We start from the raw sequence: 19,271 nt of genomic DNA on the forward strand, positions 1-19,271 counted from the left end.
GCTCGTCTACCTGCTCGTGGTTGCTCCCCCGATCATGCACCACGCGGCCGGGTGCACGGGACACCTGCGGCGCCACCCGGCAGTCCTCGTCCGGGATTGCCGGACAGGGCGCCCATCAACCGGGAATTCACCCGCTTCCCCTGGCGGGTGAAATAGCAGGACGCTTAGATTCAGCACATGCTGACCCAGGTACGCAGGACCCGCCGCCGTGCCGCCCTCCTGACCGCCACCACCTGCGCCCTCGTGATCGCCTCGGGGACCACCGTCGCCGCCTTCGCTCCGGGCACCGGTTCCGACGCCGGCCCCGCCGCGCAGGCCTGGTCCGTCGACCTCACCACCCGCACCGCCGACGACGCCGGCGTGCGCCACTCCGGCGGGGCGCTCCGGCTCGAGACCGCAGCCGGCTCCGGCATCACCCAGCGCCAGGAGGCGTCCGGGCAGCTCGTCGCCGAGCCGGTGGTCCTCGACTCCCCCGCGGGCGCCGTCGCCGCCGACGTCGACGCCACGGCACCGGCCGGCACCTCCGTGCTGGTCGATGTCCGCGGGCGGCTCGCCGACCAGGGCCCCGACTCCTGGACCGAGTGGGTCCCGGCGGGCTCCGCGCTCCCCGTGCCGTCCGAGACCGTCCAGGCCCGCGTCACGCTCCTCGGCGAGCCGGACGCCGGGCCGGCCGTGCGCGAGGTGATGCTGACGCCCGAGGCACCCCGGTCACGGTCGCTCCAGGACGTCGAGGCCGAGGCCGGGACGACGTCCGGCGAGAACACGTACCGGGTCTACGCCACCCGCGAGGGCCTGGTCGGCGGGACCACCGCGAACGGGCACGTCATCACGAACCGGGACCACTTCGTCGCGTTGCCGTCGCGGCGCGGGCTGTCGTCGAACAACTCGGGCAGCTACTCGGTGCGGGTGTGCGCGCCGAGCACGGGCCGCTGCGCGTACGCACCCGTGTGGGACGTCGGCCCGTGGAACACCACCGACGACTACTGGAACCCGGCCGGGACCCGGCAGTCCTGGACCGACCTGCCCCAGGGCAAGCCCGAGGCGCAGGCCGCCTATCAGGACGGCTACAACGGCGGGCTCGACGGGTTCGGCCGCCGGGTCGCCAACCCGGCCGGCATCGACCTCGGGGACGGCACCTTCTGGGACGCCGTCGGGCTGACCGACAACGCCTGGACCGACGTCACCTACCTGTGGACCGGCAGCGGCCCCAAGGGCGTCGTGCGCACCAGCGGCGGACCGCTGACCGTGCGCTCCGGACCCGGCACCGGCACCGCCGCCGTCGGGCAGGCGGGCAACTACGCGAACGTCGTCATCGAGTGCACGGCCACCGGGACCACCGTCACCGGGACCTACGGCACCACCAACGTGTGGAACCGGATCGGGCCGGGTAACTGGGTCTCGGACGCGTACGTCAACACGGGCTCGCCGGACCCGGTGGCCCCTGCCTGCTGACTCGCTCGCCGAGCCCTCGTACTTCCCTTCCACAGGCGTGCCCGCGCGTGGAAGACTTCCGGCGGGATCCACCGCCCGGGACACCGCGGCGCGACGAGTGAGGGAGGATGCGCCGCACGATGGAGGCGATCAGGGAGTTCTTCGGAAATGTCGCTGGGGGCGTGATCGGGGGCCTGCTCGTGGCCATGATCGTCGCGCTGTGCGCCGCCATCTGGGCCAAGGGGCGCGGGCCGGGTCCGTTCTCGGTGATCATGGGCAGCGCTGGGCTGGGCCTCGTGCTCACGATCGTGTCGCTCCTGGCGCACGACAACGTCTGGCTGGTCGGCACCGCGGCGGTGCTGGTCACGGGGCTGATCGGCGCCTGGATCATCGCGCTGCGGGCGGATGACGGACGGTGACCGGGCCGGCCGGCGCTCACTGGTAGCCGCGGATCTCCTTGAACGCCGCACGGATGGACGTCTGCGCGGCGTCGAAGACCCGGCCGCCCGTCAGCTCCGCCACCGACTCCATCTCCCGCACGTAGCGGTCGTCGTCCCCGAGCATGACGATGAACGTGGGGGTGCCGAGGGACCCGCCGCTCTCCGCGCCGAAGTTCTCCTCGAACCCGGCGAGGCCGAGGTCCGGGTCGTTGTTCTCGCCGTCGGTGATGAGCACTATCGACCGGTAGTACCCCTCCCCCTCGGCCTGCGAGTCCTCGACCAGCGCGTAGGCCTCCTCCAGCGCGGCGTAGATCGCGGTCCCCTCACCGTCGGGGACCAGCCCGGAGACATGCTCGCGCAGCGGGTCCAGCTCCTGCGGGTCCAGCTCCGGATCCTCGAGCGTGAACTGCGCCGGAGTACCCGGCACCGTGTCGTACGGCAGGATCGTGATCCGCTCGCCCTGGCGGAAGCGCGTGAACTCGCCCGTGACCGAGGAGTCGTTGCCCGTGAGGTCGCCGAACGACTGCCGGAGCTGGTTCATCGGAGCCCCGGACATCGACTCCGACGTGTCCAGCACGTAGATCGTGTGCGCCGGGTCGCGATAGTCGCGCAGGTAGTTGTCGATCAGCCCGTTGGCGGTGTTCAGGTCCTCGGGCAGGGGCACGGGGACCGGGTCCATCCGGGGGATCGACGAGTCGGCGAGCACCCCGCTCTCGGCGGCCGGACGGCGATGGGTGGCCGCGGAGATGCGCTCCTGCGTCCCCGTGTCCGCGAGCCACTCGACCATCGCGCCGTAGGCGTCCTGGTGGGCGGGGTCCAGGAGCTGGACCGGGTAGTCCGCATACACCGTGCGCTCCGGGTAGACGATCACCAGGTCCTCGGCGAGCCTGCCCGAGCCGGCCAGCGCGATCAGCTCGGACTCGTAGTTGACTATCGCATCGGCCTCGTCCTGGTGGGCCACGAACTGGTCGGTCAGCCACTGGGAGCTCCCGGCGGTCCGGATCAGGCCGGAGAACAGGTCGGCGGCCCGCGCCGGGTCCACGTCCTCCAGGTTCAGGTCGTCGCCGTTCCTGTCGAAGCCCGACGCGACCCCCACGAGCGCCGAGAAGCCCGAGTTCGACGTCGCCGGGTTGGTCATGAAGAAGGAGAGCGAGCCGTCGGCCGCGCTGTCGGCGATCTCGTTCCAGGGCACCGTCCGGTCCTGGGTCCAGCCGAGCCGCTGGGCGACGGCGGTCTTCACGCCCAGCACGACCGGCGAGCGCATGGTCTCACCGCTCTGGGTCACCCATGGCTCCTCGGCGCCTTCCACCAGCCTCCGCTTCTCGTCCCACAGGAGCTCCATGTAGTCGTTCGACGAGAACCACGCCAGGTCGCACCCCGTGTCGGCCCCGCTTCCGCACTGCGCTCCGCCGTTGACGACGGAGTCGGCCCCCTGCAAGGTCCCGACGTAGGTGGGTTCGAGCGTGACGCCCGTCTCGGCCTCGAGGTCGTCCATGAGCTCAGCACTGCCCATGACGTCCGCGAGCTCGGAGCCCGCGAGGACCTTGAGCGTGACCGGATTCGCCGGCCGCTGGTTGATCAGGAACGCCACACCCGTCACCACGACCACCGCGAGGACCGCCAGCACCCCGATCACCGGCTTCGGTCCCCTGCGCCCCGCACCACCGGCCTTGTTCCGCTCCGTCTCCACGTCGCACCCTTCCGGACGGCTCCGCGTGTCCGCCGGAGGTCCGATCAGACGCGCCCTGACGGTGAGATCGTGGCATATCAGACGTACGACATAGCCCGGATGAACAGTACGTATACCGACCGTTCATCCGGATTTCATCGCGCCCGGCGGAGCGTCAGGGCCAGGCCTACCGCCGCCACGCCGACCACTACCGCGCCCAGCAGCGGCAGCGCCGACACACCCGAGCCCGCAACGACGAGCGACGCCAGCGCGGCCCCGACGGCGATCCCACCGTTGAACAGCACCGGGATCAGCGCCCCCGCGAACGAGCGGCGCTCCGGCCCGGCCAGCCGCAGGATCAGCGTCTGCGCGAAGGGCGGCATCCCGCCCGACACGATTCCCCACGCCACGACGACGGCGATCCCGATCACGGGACTGACGTCCACGACGCCGAGGCCCAGCACGGTCAGCGCTGTCGCGGCCACGCTCACCACGAGCGCGGGCCCGCTCCGGTCGCCGAGCCGGCCGGCCAGCGCCACCCCGACGGCCGACGCGAGCCCGAACGCCAGCAGCAGGGTGCTCATCCCGCCCGGCAGGGCCTGCGCCGGGCCCTCGGTCAGGCGCGTGATGTACGTGTACGCGCCGTAGTGGCCCACCAGGACCAGCGCGACGAGCCCGGTCACCGCCAGGAGCCGTCCCATCCCCCGCCGGGCGACGGCGATGCCCTCCGCGCCGGGCACGCTGCCGTCCGGCGTCGTGCCGTCGGGCCCGGCCGCGCGGGCGACCACCGTCCGGACCGCTACCGCTGCGAGGAGGCTCAGCACCGCGAGGGCCCAGAAGGAGGCCCGCCAGCCCGCGGCGTCGGCCACGAGCCGGGCCAGCGGCGTGCCGACCACCATCCCGAGGGTCGCGCCGCCGAGCACCACGGCGATCGCACGCCCGAGCAGCCGGTCGGAGACCAGGTCGGCGACGTGCGCGTTGGTCGTGGCCCACAGCAGCCCGACGGCGGACGCGCCCAGGACGCGCGCGCCGGCCGCCACCGGGAACGTCGGGGCGAGGGCGGTGAGCGCCGACGACAGCGCCAGGACGGCGAGCCCGCCGGCTATCACGGCGCGCCGGTCCCACCGGCGGGTCAGCCGGACCAGCGGAAAACTCAGGACCACCACGACTGCGGCCCACATCGAGACGAGCAGACCCGTGCTCGACTCGGCGACGCCGAGGCCGGTGCTCATCTGCTCGAGCACGGCCGTGGGCAGCATCTCGGCGGTGACCATGAACAGGGTGCCGGCGCCGAGCACCAGCAGCGACGGCCACGGCAGGACGTCGGCGGGCGGCACCGGGGGGCGGGAACCTGCGACCGCCTGGACTGGGGTAATGCCTGTTGTCTCCATGTCCGCAACGCTAAAGTTTGACACTGGTGTCAATGTCAAGCCCTGCGCGGAGGTGGGTCATGAAGATCGGTGAGCTGGCCGCTCGGACGGGTGTCACGACCCGTCTCATCCGGTACTACGAGCAGCAGGAGCTGCTCGACGCGGACCGCGCGCCCAACGGCTACCGCACCTACACCGAGGCCCATGTGGAGCGGTTGGGGCGGGTGGCCGGACTGGTCCAGGCCGGCATACCGACCCGGCTCGTCAAGGTGCTCCTCGAGACCGAGGACGCCGCGGCCCGCGCGGAACCGACCTGCCCCAGAGAGATCGCGGAGCAGCTCGCTACGGAGCTGGTCGGTGTTCAGGCGCGCATCGACTGCCTCACCAAGAGCCGCGACGCGATCCGCAGCTTCCTGACGGCCACCCAGCACGAGGTCCTGCTCCGCGAGGCCCAGGAACCCGCGGTAGCCGTCTGACCCCGCTCCGCCGAAGTAGAACCAGGGCGAGGTAGAACTGTGGCGAGGTAGAACCAGGGCGAGATAGAACCGCAGCATCTGCAGTTCTACTTCGCCCTGGTTCTACCTCGCCAGAGTTCTACCTCGCCACAGTTGTTCGGCGCAGGGTCACTCGACGCCGAGCAGGACCTCTACCGCGCGGCTCAGGAACGCGTCCACCGAAGCCTCGTCGTAGGCGTCGGCGCCACGGGCGCGGCCGAACGTGGCCGACCGGATGTCGCCGGCCGTCAGCGGCTCCTGACGGTCGAAGTACCCGATGAGCCGGTCGCACAGGTCGTCGACGTCGTCCTTGTCGTAGCCCTGCGTACCACGGTCGGCGGGGGCGAACTTCTCGCCGTCGGGCCGGCCCAGGCGCCCGTACAGGGAACGCGCGCGCTCGGCGAGCGCGTTCATCCACGCCTGCTGACCGTGTGCCGCCGCGTACTCCGCACGCTGCCGGGCGATGAACGCCGCCTCGAGCCGGTCGAGCGCCGCATCGACCTCGTGCGTGTTGTACCCGCCGCGGGTCAGGTCGAACGTGGACGCCTGGATGTCGGCGCTCGTCAGCCGGTCCGCGGTGCGTCCTTCGTACGCCTGCCGGGCGTGCTCGAAGAACTCGTCGACCTCGTCCTTGTCGTACCCGGTGCGCAGCGCGGGAACGCTGTTGAACATCCCACTCACTCGTCGTCCTCCTCAGCCGCAAGCTGCCCGCAGGCTCCGTCGATATCGCTCCCGCGGGTATCACGGATCGTGGTCGGGATCCCGTGACCGCGCAATCGTGCCACAAACTCGTCCTCGACCTCACGGTCGCTCGCGGTCCAGATCGAACCCGGCGTCGGGTTGAGCGGGATCGGGTTCACGTGCACCCAGCCGCGGCCGCGGGCGTTGAGCTTCTCGCCCAGCAGGTCCGCGCGCCACGCGTGGTCGTTCATGTCCTTGATCAGCGCGTACTCGATGGACACGCGACGCCCGGTCACCTCGAAGTAGTTCCGCGCGGTGTCGAGGGTCTCGTCCACGCTCCAGCGCGTGTTGATCGGCACCAGCTCGGAGCGCAGGTCGTCGTCGGGCGCGTGCAGCGACAGCGCGAGCGTCACCGGGATGCCCTCCTTGGTGAGCTTCTGCATCGCCGGGACCAGGCCCACCGTCGAGACGGTGATGTTGCGGGCCGACATGCCGAAGCCCTCCGGCTGCGGCGCCACGAGGGTCCGCACCGTCTCGATGACCGCCTTGTAGTTGGCCAGCGGCTCGCCCATGCCCATGAACACCAGGTTGTTCAGCCGGGTGGCCCCGCCGGGGATCTCGCCCTCTGCCAGCGAGCGGAACGCCGCGCGGACCTGTTCGAGGATCTCCGCCGTCGACAGGTTGCGGGTCAGGCCGAGCTGGCCGGTGGCGCAGAACGGGCAGGCCATGCCGCAGCCGGCCTGGCTCGAGACGCACAGCGTGGTGCGCTGCGGGTAGCGCATGAGGACGGACTCGACCTTGGCCTCGTCGAACAGGTGCCACAGTGTCTTGACCGTGGTGCCGCCGTCGGCCTCGAGCTTGCGGGTGGGCCGCATCAGCTCGGGGAACATGGTGGTCGCGAGGGCCTCCCGGGACTTCGCCGGGAGGTCCGTCATCTTCGTCGCGTCGCTCGTGAAGTGCGTGAAGTAGTGCGTGGCGAGCTGCTTGGCCCGGAACGCCGGCTCCCCCGCCTCGACGACCGAGGCGACGCGCTCCTCGGGTGTGAGGTCGGCGAAGTGCTTCGGCGGCTTGCCGCGGCGCTTGGGCGCCATCTGCAGCGGGATCGCAGGGGTCTCGTCCGAGGGCCGGACTGTCGGCTGGGCGAGGGGAGTTTTCATCAGGCAACCACCGAGAGCACAAGATAGACGAAGGGCGCTGTGATCAGCATCGAGTCGAGACGGTCCAGCACGCCCCCGTGCCCCGGGAGCAATGAGCCCATGTCCTTCAATTCTAGGTCACGCTTGAGGAGCGATTCAGCGAGATCGCCCACAGTCGCGGTGATGGCGGTCATGGCGCCGAGCGCTATGCCGAGCACCGGGCTCTCGCCCAGCCCGTACACCGCTCCGAGCACGCCCACGGCGGTGGCCAGCAGGATCGAGCCGGCCAGGCCCTCCCACGACTTCTTGGGGCTCACGGTCGGCGCCAGCGGATGCCGGCCCAGCATGACGCCGGCGATGTAGCCGCCCGTGTCGTTGGCGACCGCCAGGAGGATGAACAGCACCACGCGGATCTCGCCGTCGGGCTGCGCCAGCATGAGGACGACGAACCCGGCGAGGAACGGGAGATACGCGGCGGCGAAGACGGCGGCGGCGGAGTCCCGCACGGCGCCGAGGCCGGAGCCGTCGAGCGCCCGCCAGACCACCATCGCGGCCACCGTCAGCACGAACGCGACGAAGAGCGCCTCGGCGCCGCCCCGGTACGCCGAGACGAGCATCCCGGCCGTCCCCACGAACAGGGGCACCATCGGCAGGCGCAGGTCACGGCGCGCGAACGCCTGCCGCAGCTCCCAGAGCCCCGCCCACAGCAGGACGATCACGAAGAGCACGAACGGCTCCGGCCGCCAGTAGAGCGACACACCGACGAGCGCGAGCAGCCCGAGGCCGACGAGGATCGCCGCAGGCAGGTTGCGGCCCGCGCGCGACTGCTTTCCGGCCGGTACGGGCTCGGACTCGGACTCGGGGCTCACGGCGGTGTGGGCATTGCGTTCTGTGCTTTCTCGAGGCGGTGCGGACATCAGACCTCGAGCAGCTCGCTCTCCTTGCTGGAGAGCAGCTGGTCGATCTGGTCGACGTGGCTCTTGGTGAGCTTGTCCAGCTCCTTCTCCGCGCGCACGACCTCGTCCTCGCCGGCCTCGCCGGCCTTGACGATGCGGTCCAGCGTCTCCTTGGCCTTGCGCCGGATGTTGCGCACCGAGACGCGCGACTCCTCCGCCTTCGACTTGGCGAGCTTCACGTAGTCACGGCGGCGCTCCTCAGTGAGGGAGGGCAGCACGATGCGGACGACGTTGCCGTCAGTTGCCGGGTTCACGCCCAGGTCGGAGTCGCGCAGCGCCTTCTCGACCGCGGGCAGCGAGGTCTTGTCGAACGGGGCGACCATCACGGTGCGGGCGTCCGGGATGTTGAACGACGCCAGCTGCTGCAGCGGGGTCGGCGCACCGTAGTAGTCGACGGTGATCTTGCTGAACATCCCCGCGTTGGCGCGGCCGGTGCGGATACCCGCGAAGTCCTCCTTGGCGACCTCGATCGCCTTCTCCATCTTTTCCTCGGCTTCGAGGAGGGTCTCGTCGATCACCACTGCTCCTTCATTCGTCTACGGGTGGTGCCGGGGCCACTCTACGGACACTTTTGCCCGGCTACCGAAAGGTTCGCTGCCCGGCTGGCCGAAAAGGTTGACTAGCCCGCCGGTCGACGGGGCGCGCGGAGGTTCAGCGCGTGGTGATCAGCGTGCCGATGGGCTCGCCGGCCAGCGCACGGGTGACGTTGCCCTCGCCCTCCATGCCGAAGACCCGCATCTGGACATCGTTGTCGCGGCACATGGCCAGGGCCGTGTCGTCCATGACGCCGAGCCGGTTCACGAGGGCATCGGTGTACGTGAGGTGGTCGAGCTTCTTCGCGTCGGGGTTGCGGCGCGGGTCGGAGTCGTAGACGCCGTCGACGCCGTTCTTGCCCATGACCACCTGCTCGCAGTGCGTCTCCAGCGCGCGCTGCACCGAGACGGTGTCGGTCGAGAAGTACGGCATGCCGGCTCCCGCGCCGAAGATGACGACGCGGCCCTTCTCCATGTGCCGGATCGCGCGCAGCGGGATGTACGGCTCCGCGACCTGGCCCATCGTGATGGCGGTCTGCACGCGCGTCTTGACGCCGGCCTGCTCCAGGAAGTCCTGCAGGGCCAGACAGTTCATGACCGTGCCGAGCATGCCCATGTAGTCCGCGCGGGCGCGGTCCATGCCGGCCACGCTCAGCTCGGCGCCGCGGAAGAAGTTCCCGCCGCCGACGACGATGGCGACCTGCACGCCGTCGCGCACGGCCACACCGATCTCCTTCGCAATACGCCGCACGACGTCGGCGTCGAGCCCTACGCTGCCGCCGCCGAACGCCTCGCCCGACAGCTTCAGGAGCACGCGCCGGGCAGGCTTGCCCTCCACGTCCACCGCGAAGTTCTGGGTCGCCTCGTCACTCACTGGTCCGTCACCCTTCGGTCGTCACTGCCGGGACACTGGCCCTCGCGGGAACCCTGTCCACTCGGAATACTGCCCGACTCGCGGGCATCACACCTCTGCGCGGAGGTACGGAACCGGCCCGCGTATGCGTCGGCCCGGCCCGCGCAGAAGCGCGGACCGGGCCGAACGAGCTGCGTCAGGAACCGACGCGGAAACGCACGAACGCGGTCAGGGAACCGTTCGCGGCGGAGACGTGCTTGCCGACCGTGGTCTTCGGGTCCTTGGCCAGCGGCTGGTCGATGAGAACGACCTCCTTGAAGAAGCCGTTCAGGCGCCCCTCGACGATCTTCGGCAGGGCGGCCTCGGGCTTGCCCTCGTTCTTCGAGGTCTCCAGAGCGATCGCACGCTCCTTCTCGACGACGTCCGCCGGGACGTCCTCGCGGGAGAGGTACTTCGGGGCCATCGCCGCGACGTGCTGCGCGACGTCCTTGGCGACCGCCGCACCGGCCTCGTCGGTGACGACGAGGACGCCGATCGACGGCGGCAGGTCCTTGGCCGTCTTGTGCAGGTAGGTCGTGACCTTGGGGCCCTCGACGCGCGCGACGCGGCGCAGGACGATCTTCTCGCCCAGCGTGGCGCCCTGCGAGGCGATGAGGTCGGCGACAGTGCCCTCGGCGGACGGCGCGGCGGATGCCGCGACCTCGTCGGTAGCCCCGGCGGCCGCAGCGGCCTCGAGAACGGACTCGGCCAGCGCGATGAACTTCTCGTTCTTCACGACGAAGTCGGTCTCGGCGTTCAGCTCGATCATCGTGGCGACCTGGCCGGCCGCGGTGTCCTCGACCTTGACGGCCACGAGGCCCTCCGAGGCGGTGTTGCCCTCGCGCTTGGCGGCGCGGGCGAGGCCCTTGGTGCGGATGATCTCGATGGCCTTCTCGGCGTCGCCGTCGGCGGCGTCGAGGGCCTTCTTGACGTCGAGCATGCCGGCGCCGGTCCGCTCACGCAGCGCCTTGATGTCAGCGGCGGTGTAGTTCGCCATTGTTCTGGTCCTCCGTGCAGTCGTGGTGTTCGTGGGAGGTCATACGACCCGAGGAGCGGTGCGCCGACCGGGCCCGCCCGATGCGGACCCGGTCAGCGCGACGCGTCACTTCTCGGTCTCGGCCTCGGCCTCGGCAGCCTCCGGGGCGGCCTCTGCGGCAGCCTCGGTGACCTCGGGGGCGGCGGCCGGAGCGGCCTCGACGGCCTCCGCGGCCTCGACGACCTCGGCGGGAGCGGCCGGGGTGGCGGCCTCGGCGGCAGCGGCGGACGCCGCGGCGACGGTGCCCTCGCCGGCCTCGGCCGGAGCATCGACGGTGCCCTCGCTACCGGCCAGGAGCTCGCGCTCCCACTCGGCCAGCGGCTCGGCGGCGGCCTCGGCCTCAGCACCCGTCTTGCTGCCACCCGAGTGGCGCTGCATGAGGCCCTCGGCGGCGGCGTCCGCGATCACGCGGGTGAGCAGCGTGACGGAGCGGATCGCGTCGTCGTTGCCCGGGATCGCGTAGTCGACCATGTCGGGGTCGCAGTTGGTGTCGAGGATCGCGACGACGGGGATGCCCAGCTTGCGGGCCTCGTCCACCGCGAGGTGCTCCTTGTTCGTGTCGACGATCCAGACGGCCGAGGGAACCTTGGCCATGTCGCGGATACCGCCGAGCGTGCGTGCGAGCTTGTCCTTCTCGCGACGCAGGACCAGGAGCTCCTTCTTCGTGAGGCCCGAGGCGGCCACGTCGTCGAAGTCGATCTCCTCGAGCTCCTTGAGGCGCTGGAGGCGCTTGTGCACGGTGGTGAAGTTCGTGAGCATGCCACCGAGCCAGCGGTGGTTCACGTACGGCATCCCGACGCGGGCGGCCTGCTCGGCAACCGGCTCCTGTGCCTGCTTCTTGGTGCCGACGAAGAGGATCGAGCCGCCGTGGGCGACCGTCTCCTTGACGAAGTCGTAGGCGCTGTCGATGAAGTGCAGCGACTGCTGCAGGTCGACGATGTAGATGCCGTTGCGCTCCGTGAAGATGAAGCGCTTCATCTTCGGGTTCCAACGGCGGGTCTGGTGTCCGAAGTGGACACCGCTCTCGAGGAGCTGGCGCATGGACACGACGGCCATGACACGTCCTTTCGGTGCGGTCCGAGATCATCTCGGGGACTCCGCACGCATTTCAGGCGGCCCGGAATGGTGCCCGGGGCGCGGTTGGGTTGGATCGGCACCCTCGTTGCTCGGTGCCCCTGGCGCCACGCCGTGCCCGACGCCGACCCTGTGGGCCGGACCGCTGCCGGACGCGACTTGATGTGACGCGCGTTGTCGACCGGGTTCTCCCTGCGGGCAGGCTGTCAGCCGAAGCTGTCCGTCCGCCCGATGGCAGGTGCATGCCGGTCGCGGATGGAAGTCTACCCGAACAGTCCTTGGTACGAGGACCCTGCCGCCGGGGCGCGGCTGTGACGTCTCCCGCCCTCGGAGAGACCCTCGCGGCGGCGGGATCAGGAGGCGAGCGCGACCACAGGAGGCACTTGGGCTCACTTGTGCACAGGCGGCCCTCCGGCGGCCGCTCTGGGTCGCCGCGACGGGTGATGCTCGCCGCATGACAACTCTCCTGACCCGCACCCCCGGACCCGCTCTCGGCCGGTTCCGCGCATCGGTCCTGACCGTGCTGCTCGCCGTCGTTCTCGTCGCGCTCTCGGCAGGCGCCCCCGCTGCCGCGCTGCGCTCCGGGCCCGACGTCGCGGTCGCGGCGGGGGTGGGCGTTCCGGCGGACGGCGACGTTCCGGTAATTCCGGCGAGCGGCATCCCGCCGGCGGCGACCGGGTACACCCCGCCCACCGCGACCGGTTACGTCCCGCCCGTGCCTGGCGTCGATCCGCCGTCGGGCGTGGAGCACACGTTCGACCCGCCCGAGGAGGAGTGGGGCGCCGGACACCGCGGCGTCGACCTCACGGCACCGGAGGGCTCGCCGGTCCTGTCCCCGGGACCGGGAGTCGTGACGTTCGCCGGGCAGGTGGCGCGGCGCGGCGTCGTCGTGGTCACCCATCCGGACGGCCTCCGCACCAGCCTGGAGCCGGTCGCGGCGTCCGTGCCGGTCGGGACCGCCGTCGCCGCGGGCAGCGCGATCGGCGTCGTGGAGGGCAAGCCCGCGGGCGGAGGGGACGGCACGACGCCGAACCACTGCGCGCCCCGGTCCTGCGTGCACTGGGGCGTGCGCCGGGGCGAGCGCTACATCGACCCGCTGTCGCTCCTGGACCGCCCGCCGATAGTCCTCCTCCCGGACCACTGACCACCCCGGGAGGCCGCCGAGGTCCTGTGGGGGTGCGGGTCAGGCGCGGGGGAAGGCCTGGGCGTAGACGCTACGCAGCCGCTCGGCGTCCACGTGGGTGTAGCGCTGGGTGGTCGCCAGGTTGGCGTGGCCCAGCACTTCCTGCACGGCGCGCAGGTCGGAGCCGCCCTGCAGCAGGTGCGTGGCGGCGGAGTGCCGGAGTGCGTGCGGCGCGACGTCGTCGACCCCGGCCTGGGCCGCGAGGCGGTGTACCGCCTCCCGCACCTGCCGCTGCCCCCAGCGTCCGCCACGCTCCCCCACGAGCAGGGCGTCGCCCGTGGCGGCCGTCGCCAGCGCGGGCCGGCCATGGGTCAGCCACGCCTCGACGGACCGGGCCGCCGGGATGCCGAACGGCACCACCCGCTCCTTGCCGCCCTTGCCGAGCACGCGCACGAGCCGGTCCCGGGAGTCGACGTGCCCGACGTCGACCGACACCAGCTCGCCCACACGGATCCCCGCGCCGTACAGCAGCTCGGCGGCGACCCACGAGCGCAGGGCCGCCGGCCGCGACGCGTCGTCGGCCTCGTCCGCGGCGGCCCGGGCGCCGTCGAGCAGGCGGCTCGCCGCCTCCACGTCGAGCACCGTAGGCAGGGTGCGGGGCACCTTGGGGCTCGCCAGGCGGGCCGAGGGGTCCACGGGCACCAGCCCCGAGCGGTGCGCCCAGCGCAGGAACGCGCGAGCGGAGGCGCCCCGGCGGGCGAGCGTGGAGCGGGCGAGCCCACGGTCGGACTGCGAGGCGAGCCAGCCGCGCAGCAGGGTCAGGTCGATGGCATCGAGCCGCGTGCTGCCGTGCCGCATCGCGTACCGCAGGAGGTCGGTCACGTCCGCCACGTAGGCGCGCCGCGTGTGGGCGGAGTGCCCGCGCTGCGCGTCGAGGTAGCTGGCGAACCGGGAGACGGCGTCGGACAGCGGCTCGGGTAGCCGAGGCAGGCCGGACAGGTCGGTAAGGTCCACGTTTGCCAGTGTGCAACTCGCTCGCCGCCGGGCGAAGAAGGCGCGCCGCCGCGCTCAGCGCCTGAGCCAGCCTCCGCCCTTCTGCTCGGCCAGGCCCATCAGCTCCAGCAGCCCGAGCGCCCCCGTCGCGTCGCCGAGCGCCAGTCCTGCCGCGCGGGCGATCGAGCGTTCGTGCGCCGGCTTGCGCACGGGCAGGGCATCGAGCACGGCCTTGCCCGCAGCGTCCAAGTCGTCGCCGGGTCGCGACTCGCCGCGCCGCCGCGGCGCGGTCTCGCCCACGTCACCGACCAGCTCCGCAGCCTCGGCCGCGTCCGTGACGCACACTGCCGCACCGCGGCGCAGCAGCTCGTGACAGCCCGCGGACGCCATCGACGTGACCGGCCCCGGTACGGCCCCCAGCGGTCGCAGCAGCGTCACCGCATGGTTGGCCGTGGACAGGGCGCCGGACCGGACCGAGGCCTCGATCACCACGGTGCCCGACGTCAGCGCCGCGATCAGCCGGTTGCGCTTCAGGAACCGCTGTTTGCCCGGCACCGACCCGGGCGGGGCCTCCGCCACCACCGCGCCCTGCTCGATGGTCCGCCGCAGCAGGTCGGTGTTGCTCGCGGGGTACAGCCGGTCGACGCCACCCGCCAGGAACGCCACGGTCGGCGCCCCCGACACGAGCGCACCCCGGTGCGCCTCCGCGTCGATGCCGTTCGCACCGCCGGAGACCACCGTGAACCCGCGGTCGGCCAGGCCGCACGACAGCGCCCGCGTCACGCGGATGCCGTAGTCGGTGCAGGCGCGCGAACCCACCAGCGACACCGAACGCTCCGCCAGCCGTGCCAGGTCCGGGTCGCCACGAACCCACAGCGACAGCGGGGCCATGGCGCCGAGGCCGGCAAACGCCGTCGGCCAGCGCGAGTCGTCCGGAATCAGGAACGTGCCGCCGTACCGGCCGAGCACCGCGAGCTCGCCCTCGGGGTCGAGACGTTCGAGCCGAGGTGCCCAGCGCTGCACGGCGGCCACGACCAGACCGGCCGCTCGCGCCCCTCCGCCGGACGGTCCCTCCACGGCCGGCCCGGGCAGGTGTCCCGGCGCGTCGGCCCGGCCGCCCGGGTTCGCCGCGCCGCCGCCGATCCGCCGGAGCACGGCGCCGGCGCGCTCGGGCGCCCGAGCGGCGTCGACCAGCCAGTCGAGCGCCTCGACGGGCCCGAGGTTGCCGACCAGCGCGCCGGCCACCGGATCCCCGGGCTCGGCGATCCGGCTCCACGCGGCCCGGGCCAGCACCGGGTCGTCGGCGTCGAACCCGAGGCCGGCGCGGGGCAGCTCGAAGAGCGGTTCAGCCATGGTCGCCCCCCGTGCGCAGCAGCAGCGCGTTCCCGACGTCAGACACCGTGGGCGCCGCGCGCCCCGCGAGGTCCGCGATGGTCCAGGCCATCCGCAGCACGCGGTCCACGCCGCGCAGGCTGAGCCGGCCGTCCGTCATCGCCGACTCGATCGGCGAAAGCAGGCCGGGCCGCGGCCTGAGCAGGTCCCGCAGGAACCGCCCCGGCATCTCGGCGTTGGTCGACCAGGGGGTCTCCGCGAGGCGCGCCCGCGCCGCCTCCCGCGCCGCCAGCACCCGGGCGGCCACCGACGACGTCGCCTCGGACGTGCCCTCCAGCCGCTCGACGCGGTCGACGGGCTGCACCTCGACCTGCACGTCCACCCGGTCCAGCAGCGGACCGGACAGCCGCGCGAAGTACCGGCGCCGCACCGTGGGCGAGCAGCTGCACTCCAGCCCTTTGCCGACCGCAAGACCGCACGGACAGGGGTTGGCGGCGAGCACGAGCTGGAACCGGGCCGGGTAGCGCGCCGCGCCGCCCGACCGGTGGATCACGAGCTCGCCCTGCTCCAGCGGCTGGCGCAGCGTCTCCAGCACCTTGCTGCCGAATTCCGGAGCTTCATCCAAGAACAGCACGCCGCGGTGCGCCCGCGACACCGCCCCCGGACGAGGGATGCCGGACCCACCACCCACGACCGCCGCCTGGGTGGCCGTATGGTGCGGGTCCTCGAACGGCGGCCGGCGGATCAGTCCCCCGCCCGGGTCGAAGGTACCCGCCACGGAGTGCACGGCGGTGACCTCGACGGCCTCCCGGTCCGTCAGGTCGGGCAGGATCCCCGGCAGGCGGGACGCGAGCATGGTCTTGCCCGCACCCGGCGGCCCGACGAGCAGCAGGTGATGGCCGCCCGCGGCAGCCACCTCCAGGGCGGCGCGGGGACGTTCCTGCCCCATCACGTCCGCCAGGTCGCCGGGCAGCCGCGCGGACAGCGCGGTGCGGGTCGGCCGGACGGCCACCACATCACGCACGAGCTCGGGCGGGCCGCCGTGCAGCGCCACCACCTCGGCCAGGCTCGCCGCGCCCACGACGCGCGCTCCGGGCACCAGCCGCGCCTCGTCGAGGTCGCCCGCCGCCACCACGACGTCCGGGTACCCGGCGTCCACGGCCGCCGCGACCGAGGGCAGCACCCCGCGCACCGGCTGGAGCCGCCCGTCGAGCCCCAGCTCGCCGAGGTGCACCACCCGGTCCAGGCCCTGCCGGCTCAGCCCGGCGGACGACGGTCCCTCAGCACCCGCCAGGATCGCCACCGCGATCGCCAGGTCGTACGCGCTGCCCTGCTTGCGCAGCGACGCCGGCGACAGGTTCACCGTGATCTTCCGGACGGGCCACGGCAGCCCGGTGGAGGTCACCGCCGCCCGCACCCGGTCGCGGGACTCGCTGAGGGCGGCGTCGGGCAGCCCCACCAGCGTGAACCCGGGGACCGACGCCGCGAGGTGCGCCTGCACCTCCACCACGTGGCCCTGCATCCCGACGAGCGACACCGCCCGCGTGGTCGCGATGCCCATCAGGCCACCGACTCGATGTGCTCGACGACGGCGCGACCCTGCTGCTGCAGCGTCACCGCCACGACGTCGATCCGGATGGCCCCGAAGCGCGTGCGCTGATCCGACAGCACCGGTACCGGGCTGCCCGGCGTCGCCTCCTCGGCCAGCCGCGCCGCGGCGAGCCGCTCCCGGAACACGGTGAGCCACTGCCCCGTGAGCCGTTTGATGCGAGCCAGCTTGCGGGGCGTGACCGCCTCCGCCGGGTGGCCGAACCCGTGCCCCGACCGCGTCTTGACCTCGACCACCACGAGCACGTCACCGTCGAGGGCGACGATGTCGAGCTCCCCGTCCTTGCCGCGCCAGTTGGTGTCCAGCACCTCCCAGCCGCGCTCCGCCACGTGCCGCAGGGCTACCCGCTCGCCGTACCGGCCCACGCCGTCCTTCTTCGCCATCGCGTCCACCTCCGTGACCAGCCTTGGTCACGAAGGGGGCCGCCCGGCGGCACCGCTCTCCCGTCTGTGCACAGATCGACGATCCACAGGTACGAGGTAACGCTCGGACCGTTGGAATCCCGTCAGGAGGGTCTGTGCCGGCCCTCGACGAGTTTCAGGCGGACGGGCGAGGCGAGCCGGTCCGGCCACGACCGCGCACGGTCAGAGCGCGAGCTCCGCCTTCGCCAGCTCCTCGACGTTCACGTCCTTGAACGTCACGACGCGCACCGACTTCACGAAGCGCGCGGAGCGATAGACGTCCCACACCCAGGCATCACCGAGCCGCAGCTCGAAGTACACCTCGCCCGCCGCGGACCGCACCTGCAGGTCCACCTGGTTGGCCAGGTAGAACCGGCGTTCGGTCTCCACCACGTAGGAAAACAGGCCCACCACGTCGCGGTACTCGCGATAGAGCGCGAGCTCCATCTCCGTCTCGTAGTTCTCGAGGTCTTCGGCGCTCACGACGACATCATCCCACCGACGCCTCGGTTCCGGGCAGGTTCCAGGATCTGCGGTGCTGCGGCGTCGGCCCGTGCAGCCCGAGGGCGTCCATATGGGACTCCGTGCTGTAGCCCTTGTTCTGGTCCCAGGCGTACTCGGGATGTCGCTGCGCCAGCTCGACCAGGATCGCGTCACGCTCCACCTTGGCCAGCACGCTCGCGGCGGCCACGGAGGTGCAGGTCATATCAGCCTTGATCAGCGTCCGGACGGCGGGCGCCGGGAGGTCGTCGTCCAGGGCGTCCGTCGCAGCGAACAGGTCGAGCGACGGCGCGGAGAGCCAGTCGTGCTTGCCGTCCAGCACGACGACGTCGATGTCGCCGCACATGAGCCGTACCTGCGCGAGCGCGCGGCGTCCGGCCTTGCGCAGGGCCGCGATGATCCCGATCTCGTCGATCTCGGCCGGCCCGGCGTGGCCGACACCCCAGGCCACCGCCCACCGCCGCACGGCCGGCGCGATGGCCTCACGCGCGGCCGGCGTCAGGAGCTTCGAGTCGGCAACGCCCTTCGGCCCGGTGCGCGTGGCGGCGTCCACCACCACGACGCCCACGCTGACGGGGCCGGCGAGGGCGCCACGGCCCACCTCGTCCATGCCCGCCACGAGGCGGGCGCCGGAGGCGAGAAGTGCTCGTTCCTGTCGCAGCGTGGGTACCGTCCGGACCACCTACTCCCCCGCGGGAGGCGCGTCGGGGACAGCGCTGAAGACGTCGTCGGGCCGGCTCTGCCAGTCCAGCCGGTTCAGCGGCCACACGGTGGCGAACGCCGTCCCCACCACGTTCTCGACGGGCACGAACCCGCCCCCCGGCTTGCCGCGGTTGTAGCGCGAGTCCATCGAGTCCTGGCGGTTGTCGCCCATCACCCACAGCATGTCCTCGGGCACGGTGACGTCGAACTGGTCCTGGCTCGGGATCGACCCGGGCTTGATGTAGCTCGTCTCGTCGATCGGCGTGCCGTTCACCGACACGCGCCCCTCGGCGTCGCAGCAGACGACCTTGTCACCGGGCAGCCCGATCAGGCGCTTGATGAGGTGGTCGCCGGTGTCCTGCGGCAGCAGGCCCACGGTGGTCAGGAACGAGACCAGGGCGTCGCCGACCGGCCCGCGCTCCGGCGGGACGTACGGCGGCAGCCAGTCGCCCGGGTCCACGAAGACGACGATGTCCCCGTGCTGCAGGTCGAACGGCCCCGGCGTCAGCCGCGACGCCATGACGCGGTCGCCCTCCGTGAGCGTGTCCTCCATGGAGGCGCTCGGAATGTAGAACGGCTGGACCAGCAAGGTCTTGATGAGCCAGGACAGGATCAGCGCGCTGACCACGATGATCCCGATCTCCTTGAGCATCGCGACCAGGCCCGACTGCTGCTTCCTCGGCTCCCGACCGTGCGCTGCCCCACCCCGACGATGCGCCCCGCTGTTCTCCCACGGATCTGCTGCGCTCAAGGGCGTCCCATCGATAGGGGTGGGCGGCGCCACCCGGTCGAAACTCGTCACGAGGTAACTCTGTCACCTCGAAGCGTCCCCGGCGAAATGGTCTCGCGGGTGAACACGGACCCCGTCGGATATCACCACAGACCGGGGCAGGTACGA

The 19,271-nt window shown here is 72.1% G+C and carries 20 protein-coding genes; 4 read left to right on the plus strand and 16 right to left on the minus strand.

All coding sequences use genetic code 11. The features are described 5' to 3' along the window. Positions 1–177 precede the first annotated feature (177 nt). On the plus strand, positions 178–1,452 hold the full coding sequence (locus EW117_RS03100; protein WP_129783535.1) for a hypothetical protein: 1,275 nt from the start codon (positions 178–180) through the stop codon (positions 1,450–1,452). Positions 1,453–1,571: 119 nt separating this feature from the next. Then, complete coding sequence (locus tag EW117_RS03105) at positions 1,572–1,850, plus strand: hypothetical protein (RefSeq protein ID WP_129783537.1); 279 nt, start codon at positions 1,572–1,574, stop codon at positions 1,848–1,850. A gap of 16 nt (positions 1,851–1,866) precedes the next feature. On the opposite strand, the gene EW117_RS03110 is transcribed toward EW117_RS03105, so the two are convergent. Together EW117_RS03110 and EW117_RS03115 are read right to left on the minus strand one after the other, a co-directional pair. Next, the gene (locus EW117_RS03110) at positions 1,867–3,561 is read right to left on the minus strand and encodes a vWA domain-containing protein (RefSeq protein WP_129783539.1); all 1,695 of its coding nucleotides are present in this window, start codon (positions 3,559–3,561) and stop codon (positions 1,867–1,869) included. Positions 3,562–3,695: 134 nt separating this feature from the next. Then, positions 3,696–4,931 carry an MFS transporter gene (locus EW117_RS03115; RefSeq protein ID WP_129783541.1) on the minus strand — a complete coding sequence of 412 codons (1,236 nt, stop codon included), beginning with the start codon at positions 4,929–4,931 and terminating at the stop codon, positions 3,696–3,698. Between the two features lie 59 nt (positions 4,932–4,990). Here EW117_RS03115 and EW117_RS03120 point away from each other — a divergent pair, with 59 nt between their 5' ends. Next, positions 4,991–5,386 (plus strand): MerR family transcriptional regulator, encoded by a 396-nt coding sequence (locus EW117_RS03120; RefSeq protein WP_129783543.1) that lies wholly within the window; start codon positions 4,991–4,993, stop codon positions 5,384–5,386. Between the two features lie 147 nt (positions 5,387–5,533). Here EW117_RS03120 and EW117_RS03125 read toward each other — a convergent pair whose 3' ends face one another. The 7 genes from EW117_RS03125 to rpsB all read right to left on the minus strand — a co-directional run bounded on the left by EW117_RS03125 (position 5,534) and on the right by rpsB (position 11,694). Beyond that, positions 5,534–6,076, minus strand: coding sequence for a DivIVA domain-containing protein (locus tag EW117_RS03125; RefSeq protein WP_129783794.1), 543 nt, complete (start codon positions 6,074–6,076; stop codon positions 5,534–5,536). 5 nt (positions 6,077–6,081) lie between these two features. After that, positions 6,082–7,242, minus strand: a complete 1,161-nt coding sequence (rlmN, locus tag EW117_RS03130) for a dual-specificity RNA methyltransferase RlmN (protein ID WP_129783545.1) — start codon at positions 7,240–7,242, stop codon at positions 6,082–6,084. Then, the gene (locus EW117_RS03135; RefSeq protein WP_129783547.1) at positions 7,242–8,090 is read right to left on the minus strand and encodes a phosphatidate cytidylyltransferase; all 849 of its coding nucleotides are present in this window, start codon (positions 8,088–8,090) and stop codon (positions 7,242–7,244) included. Before EW117_RS03135 ends, rlmN begins: the two co-directional genes overlap by 1 nt. A gap of 47 nt (positions 8,091–8,137) precedes the next feature. Next, positions 8,138–8,695, minus strand: a complete 558-nt coding sequence (frr, locus tag EW117_RS03140) for a ribosome recycling factor (protein ID WP_129783549.1) — start codon at positions 8,693–8,695, stop codon at positions 8,138–8,140. 133 nt (positions 8,696–8,828) lie between these two features. Further along, positions 8,829–9,584, minus strand: a complete 756-nt coding sequence (gene pyrH, locus EW117_RS03145) for a UMP kinase (RefSeq protein ID WP_129783551.1) — start codon at positions 9,582–9,584, stop codon at positions 8,829–8,831. Positions 9,585–9,759: 175 nt separating this feature from the next. Beyond that, positions 9,760–10,599, minus strand: coding sequence for a translation elongation factor Ts (gene tsf / locus EW117_RS03150; RefSeq protein WP_129783553.1), 840 nt, complete (start codon positions 10,597–10,599; stop codon positions 9,760–9,762). Between the two features lie 105 nt (positions 10,600–10,704). Then, entirely contained in the window at positions 10,705–11,694 is a 990-nt protein-coding gene (rpsB, locus tag EW117_RS03155) for a 30S ribosomal protein S2 (protein ID WP_129783555.1), read from the minus strand. A 472-nt stretch (positions 11,695–12,166) separates the two neighbouring features. Between rpsB and EW117_RS03160 the strand changes: the two genes are divergently transcribed. Then, entirely contained in the window at positions 12,167–12,856 is a 690-nt protein-coding gene (locus tag EW117_RS03160; protein ID WP_242504059.1) for a M23 family metallopeptidase, read from the plus strand. A gap of 39 nt (positions 12,857–12,895) precedes the next feature. On the opposite strand, the gene EW117_RS03165 is transcribed toward EW117_RS03160, so the two are convergent. The 7 genes from EW117_RS03165 to lepB form a co-directional block, all read right to left on the minus strand. Next, positions 12,896–13,849 carry a tyrosine recombinase XerC gene (locus EW117_RS03165; protein WP_422890111.1) on the minus strand — a complete coding sequence of 318 codons (954 nt, stop codon included), beginning with the start codon at positions 13,847–13,849 and terminating at the stop codon, positions 12,896–12,898. Positions 13,850–13,903: 54 nt separating this feature from the next. Next, on the minus strand, positions 13,904–15,181 hold the full coding sequence (gene dprA, locus EW117_RS03170; protein ID WP_129783557.1) for a DNA-processing protein DprA: 1,278 nt from the start codon (positions 15,179–15,181) through the stop codon (positions 13,904–13,906). After that, a complete protein-coding gene (locus EW117_RS03175; RefSeq protein ID WP_129783559.1) occupies positions 15,174–16,721 on the minus strand; it encodes a YifB family Mg chelatase-like AAA ATPase in 1,548 nt (515 codons plus the stop codon). Before EW117_RS03175 ends, dprA begins: the two co-directional genes overlap by 8 nt. Then, on the minus strand, positions 16,721–17,152 hold the full coding sequence (locus tag EW117_RS03180) for a YraN family protein (RefSeq protein WP_129783561.1): 432 nt from the start codon (positions 17,150–17,152) through the stop codon (positions 16,721–16,723). Before EW117_RS03180 ends, EW117_RS03175 begins: the two co-directional genes overlap by 1 nt. A gap of 201 nt (positions 17,153–17,353) precedes the next feature. Then, positions 17,354–17,653, minus strand: coding sequence for a DUF2469 domain-containing protein (locus EW117_RS03185; RefSeq protein ID WP_119137991.1), 300 nt, complete (start codon positions 17,651–17,653; stop codon positions 17,354–17,356). A gap of 7 nt (positions 17,654–17,660) precedes the next feature. Continuing rightward, a complete protein-coding gene (locus EW117_RS03190) occupies positions 17,661–18,353 on the minus strand; it encodes a ribonuclease HII (RefSeq protein ID WP_129783563.1) in 693 nt (230 codons plus the stop codon). Next, entirely contained in the window at positions 18,354–19,175 is an 822-nt protein-coding gene (lepB, locus tag EW117_RS03195; RefSeq protein WP_242504060.1) for a signal peptidase I, read from the minus strand. Positions 19,176–19,271 lie beyond the last annotated feature (96 nt).

Source organism: Promicromonospora panici, assembly GCF_900608595.1.
GTDB lineage: Bacteria > Actinomycetota > Actinomycetes > Actinomycetales > Cellulomonadaceae > Promicromonospora > Promicromonospora panici.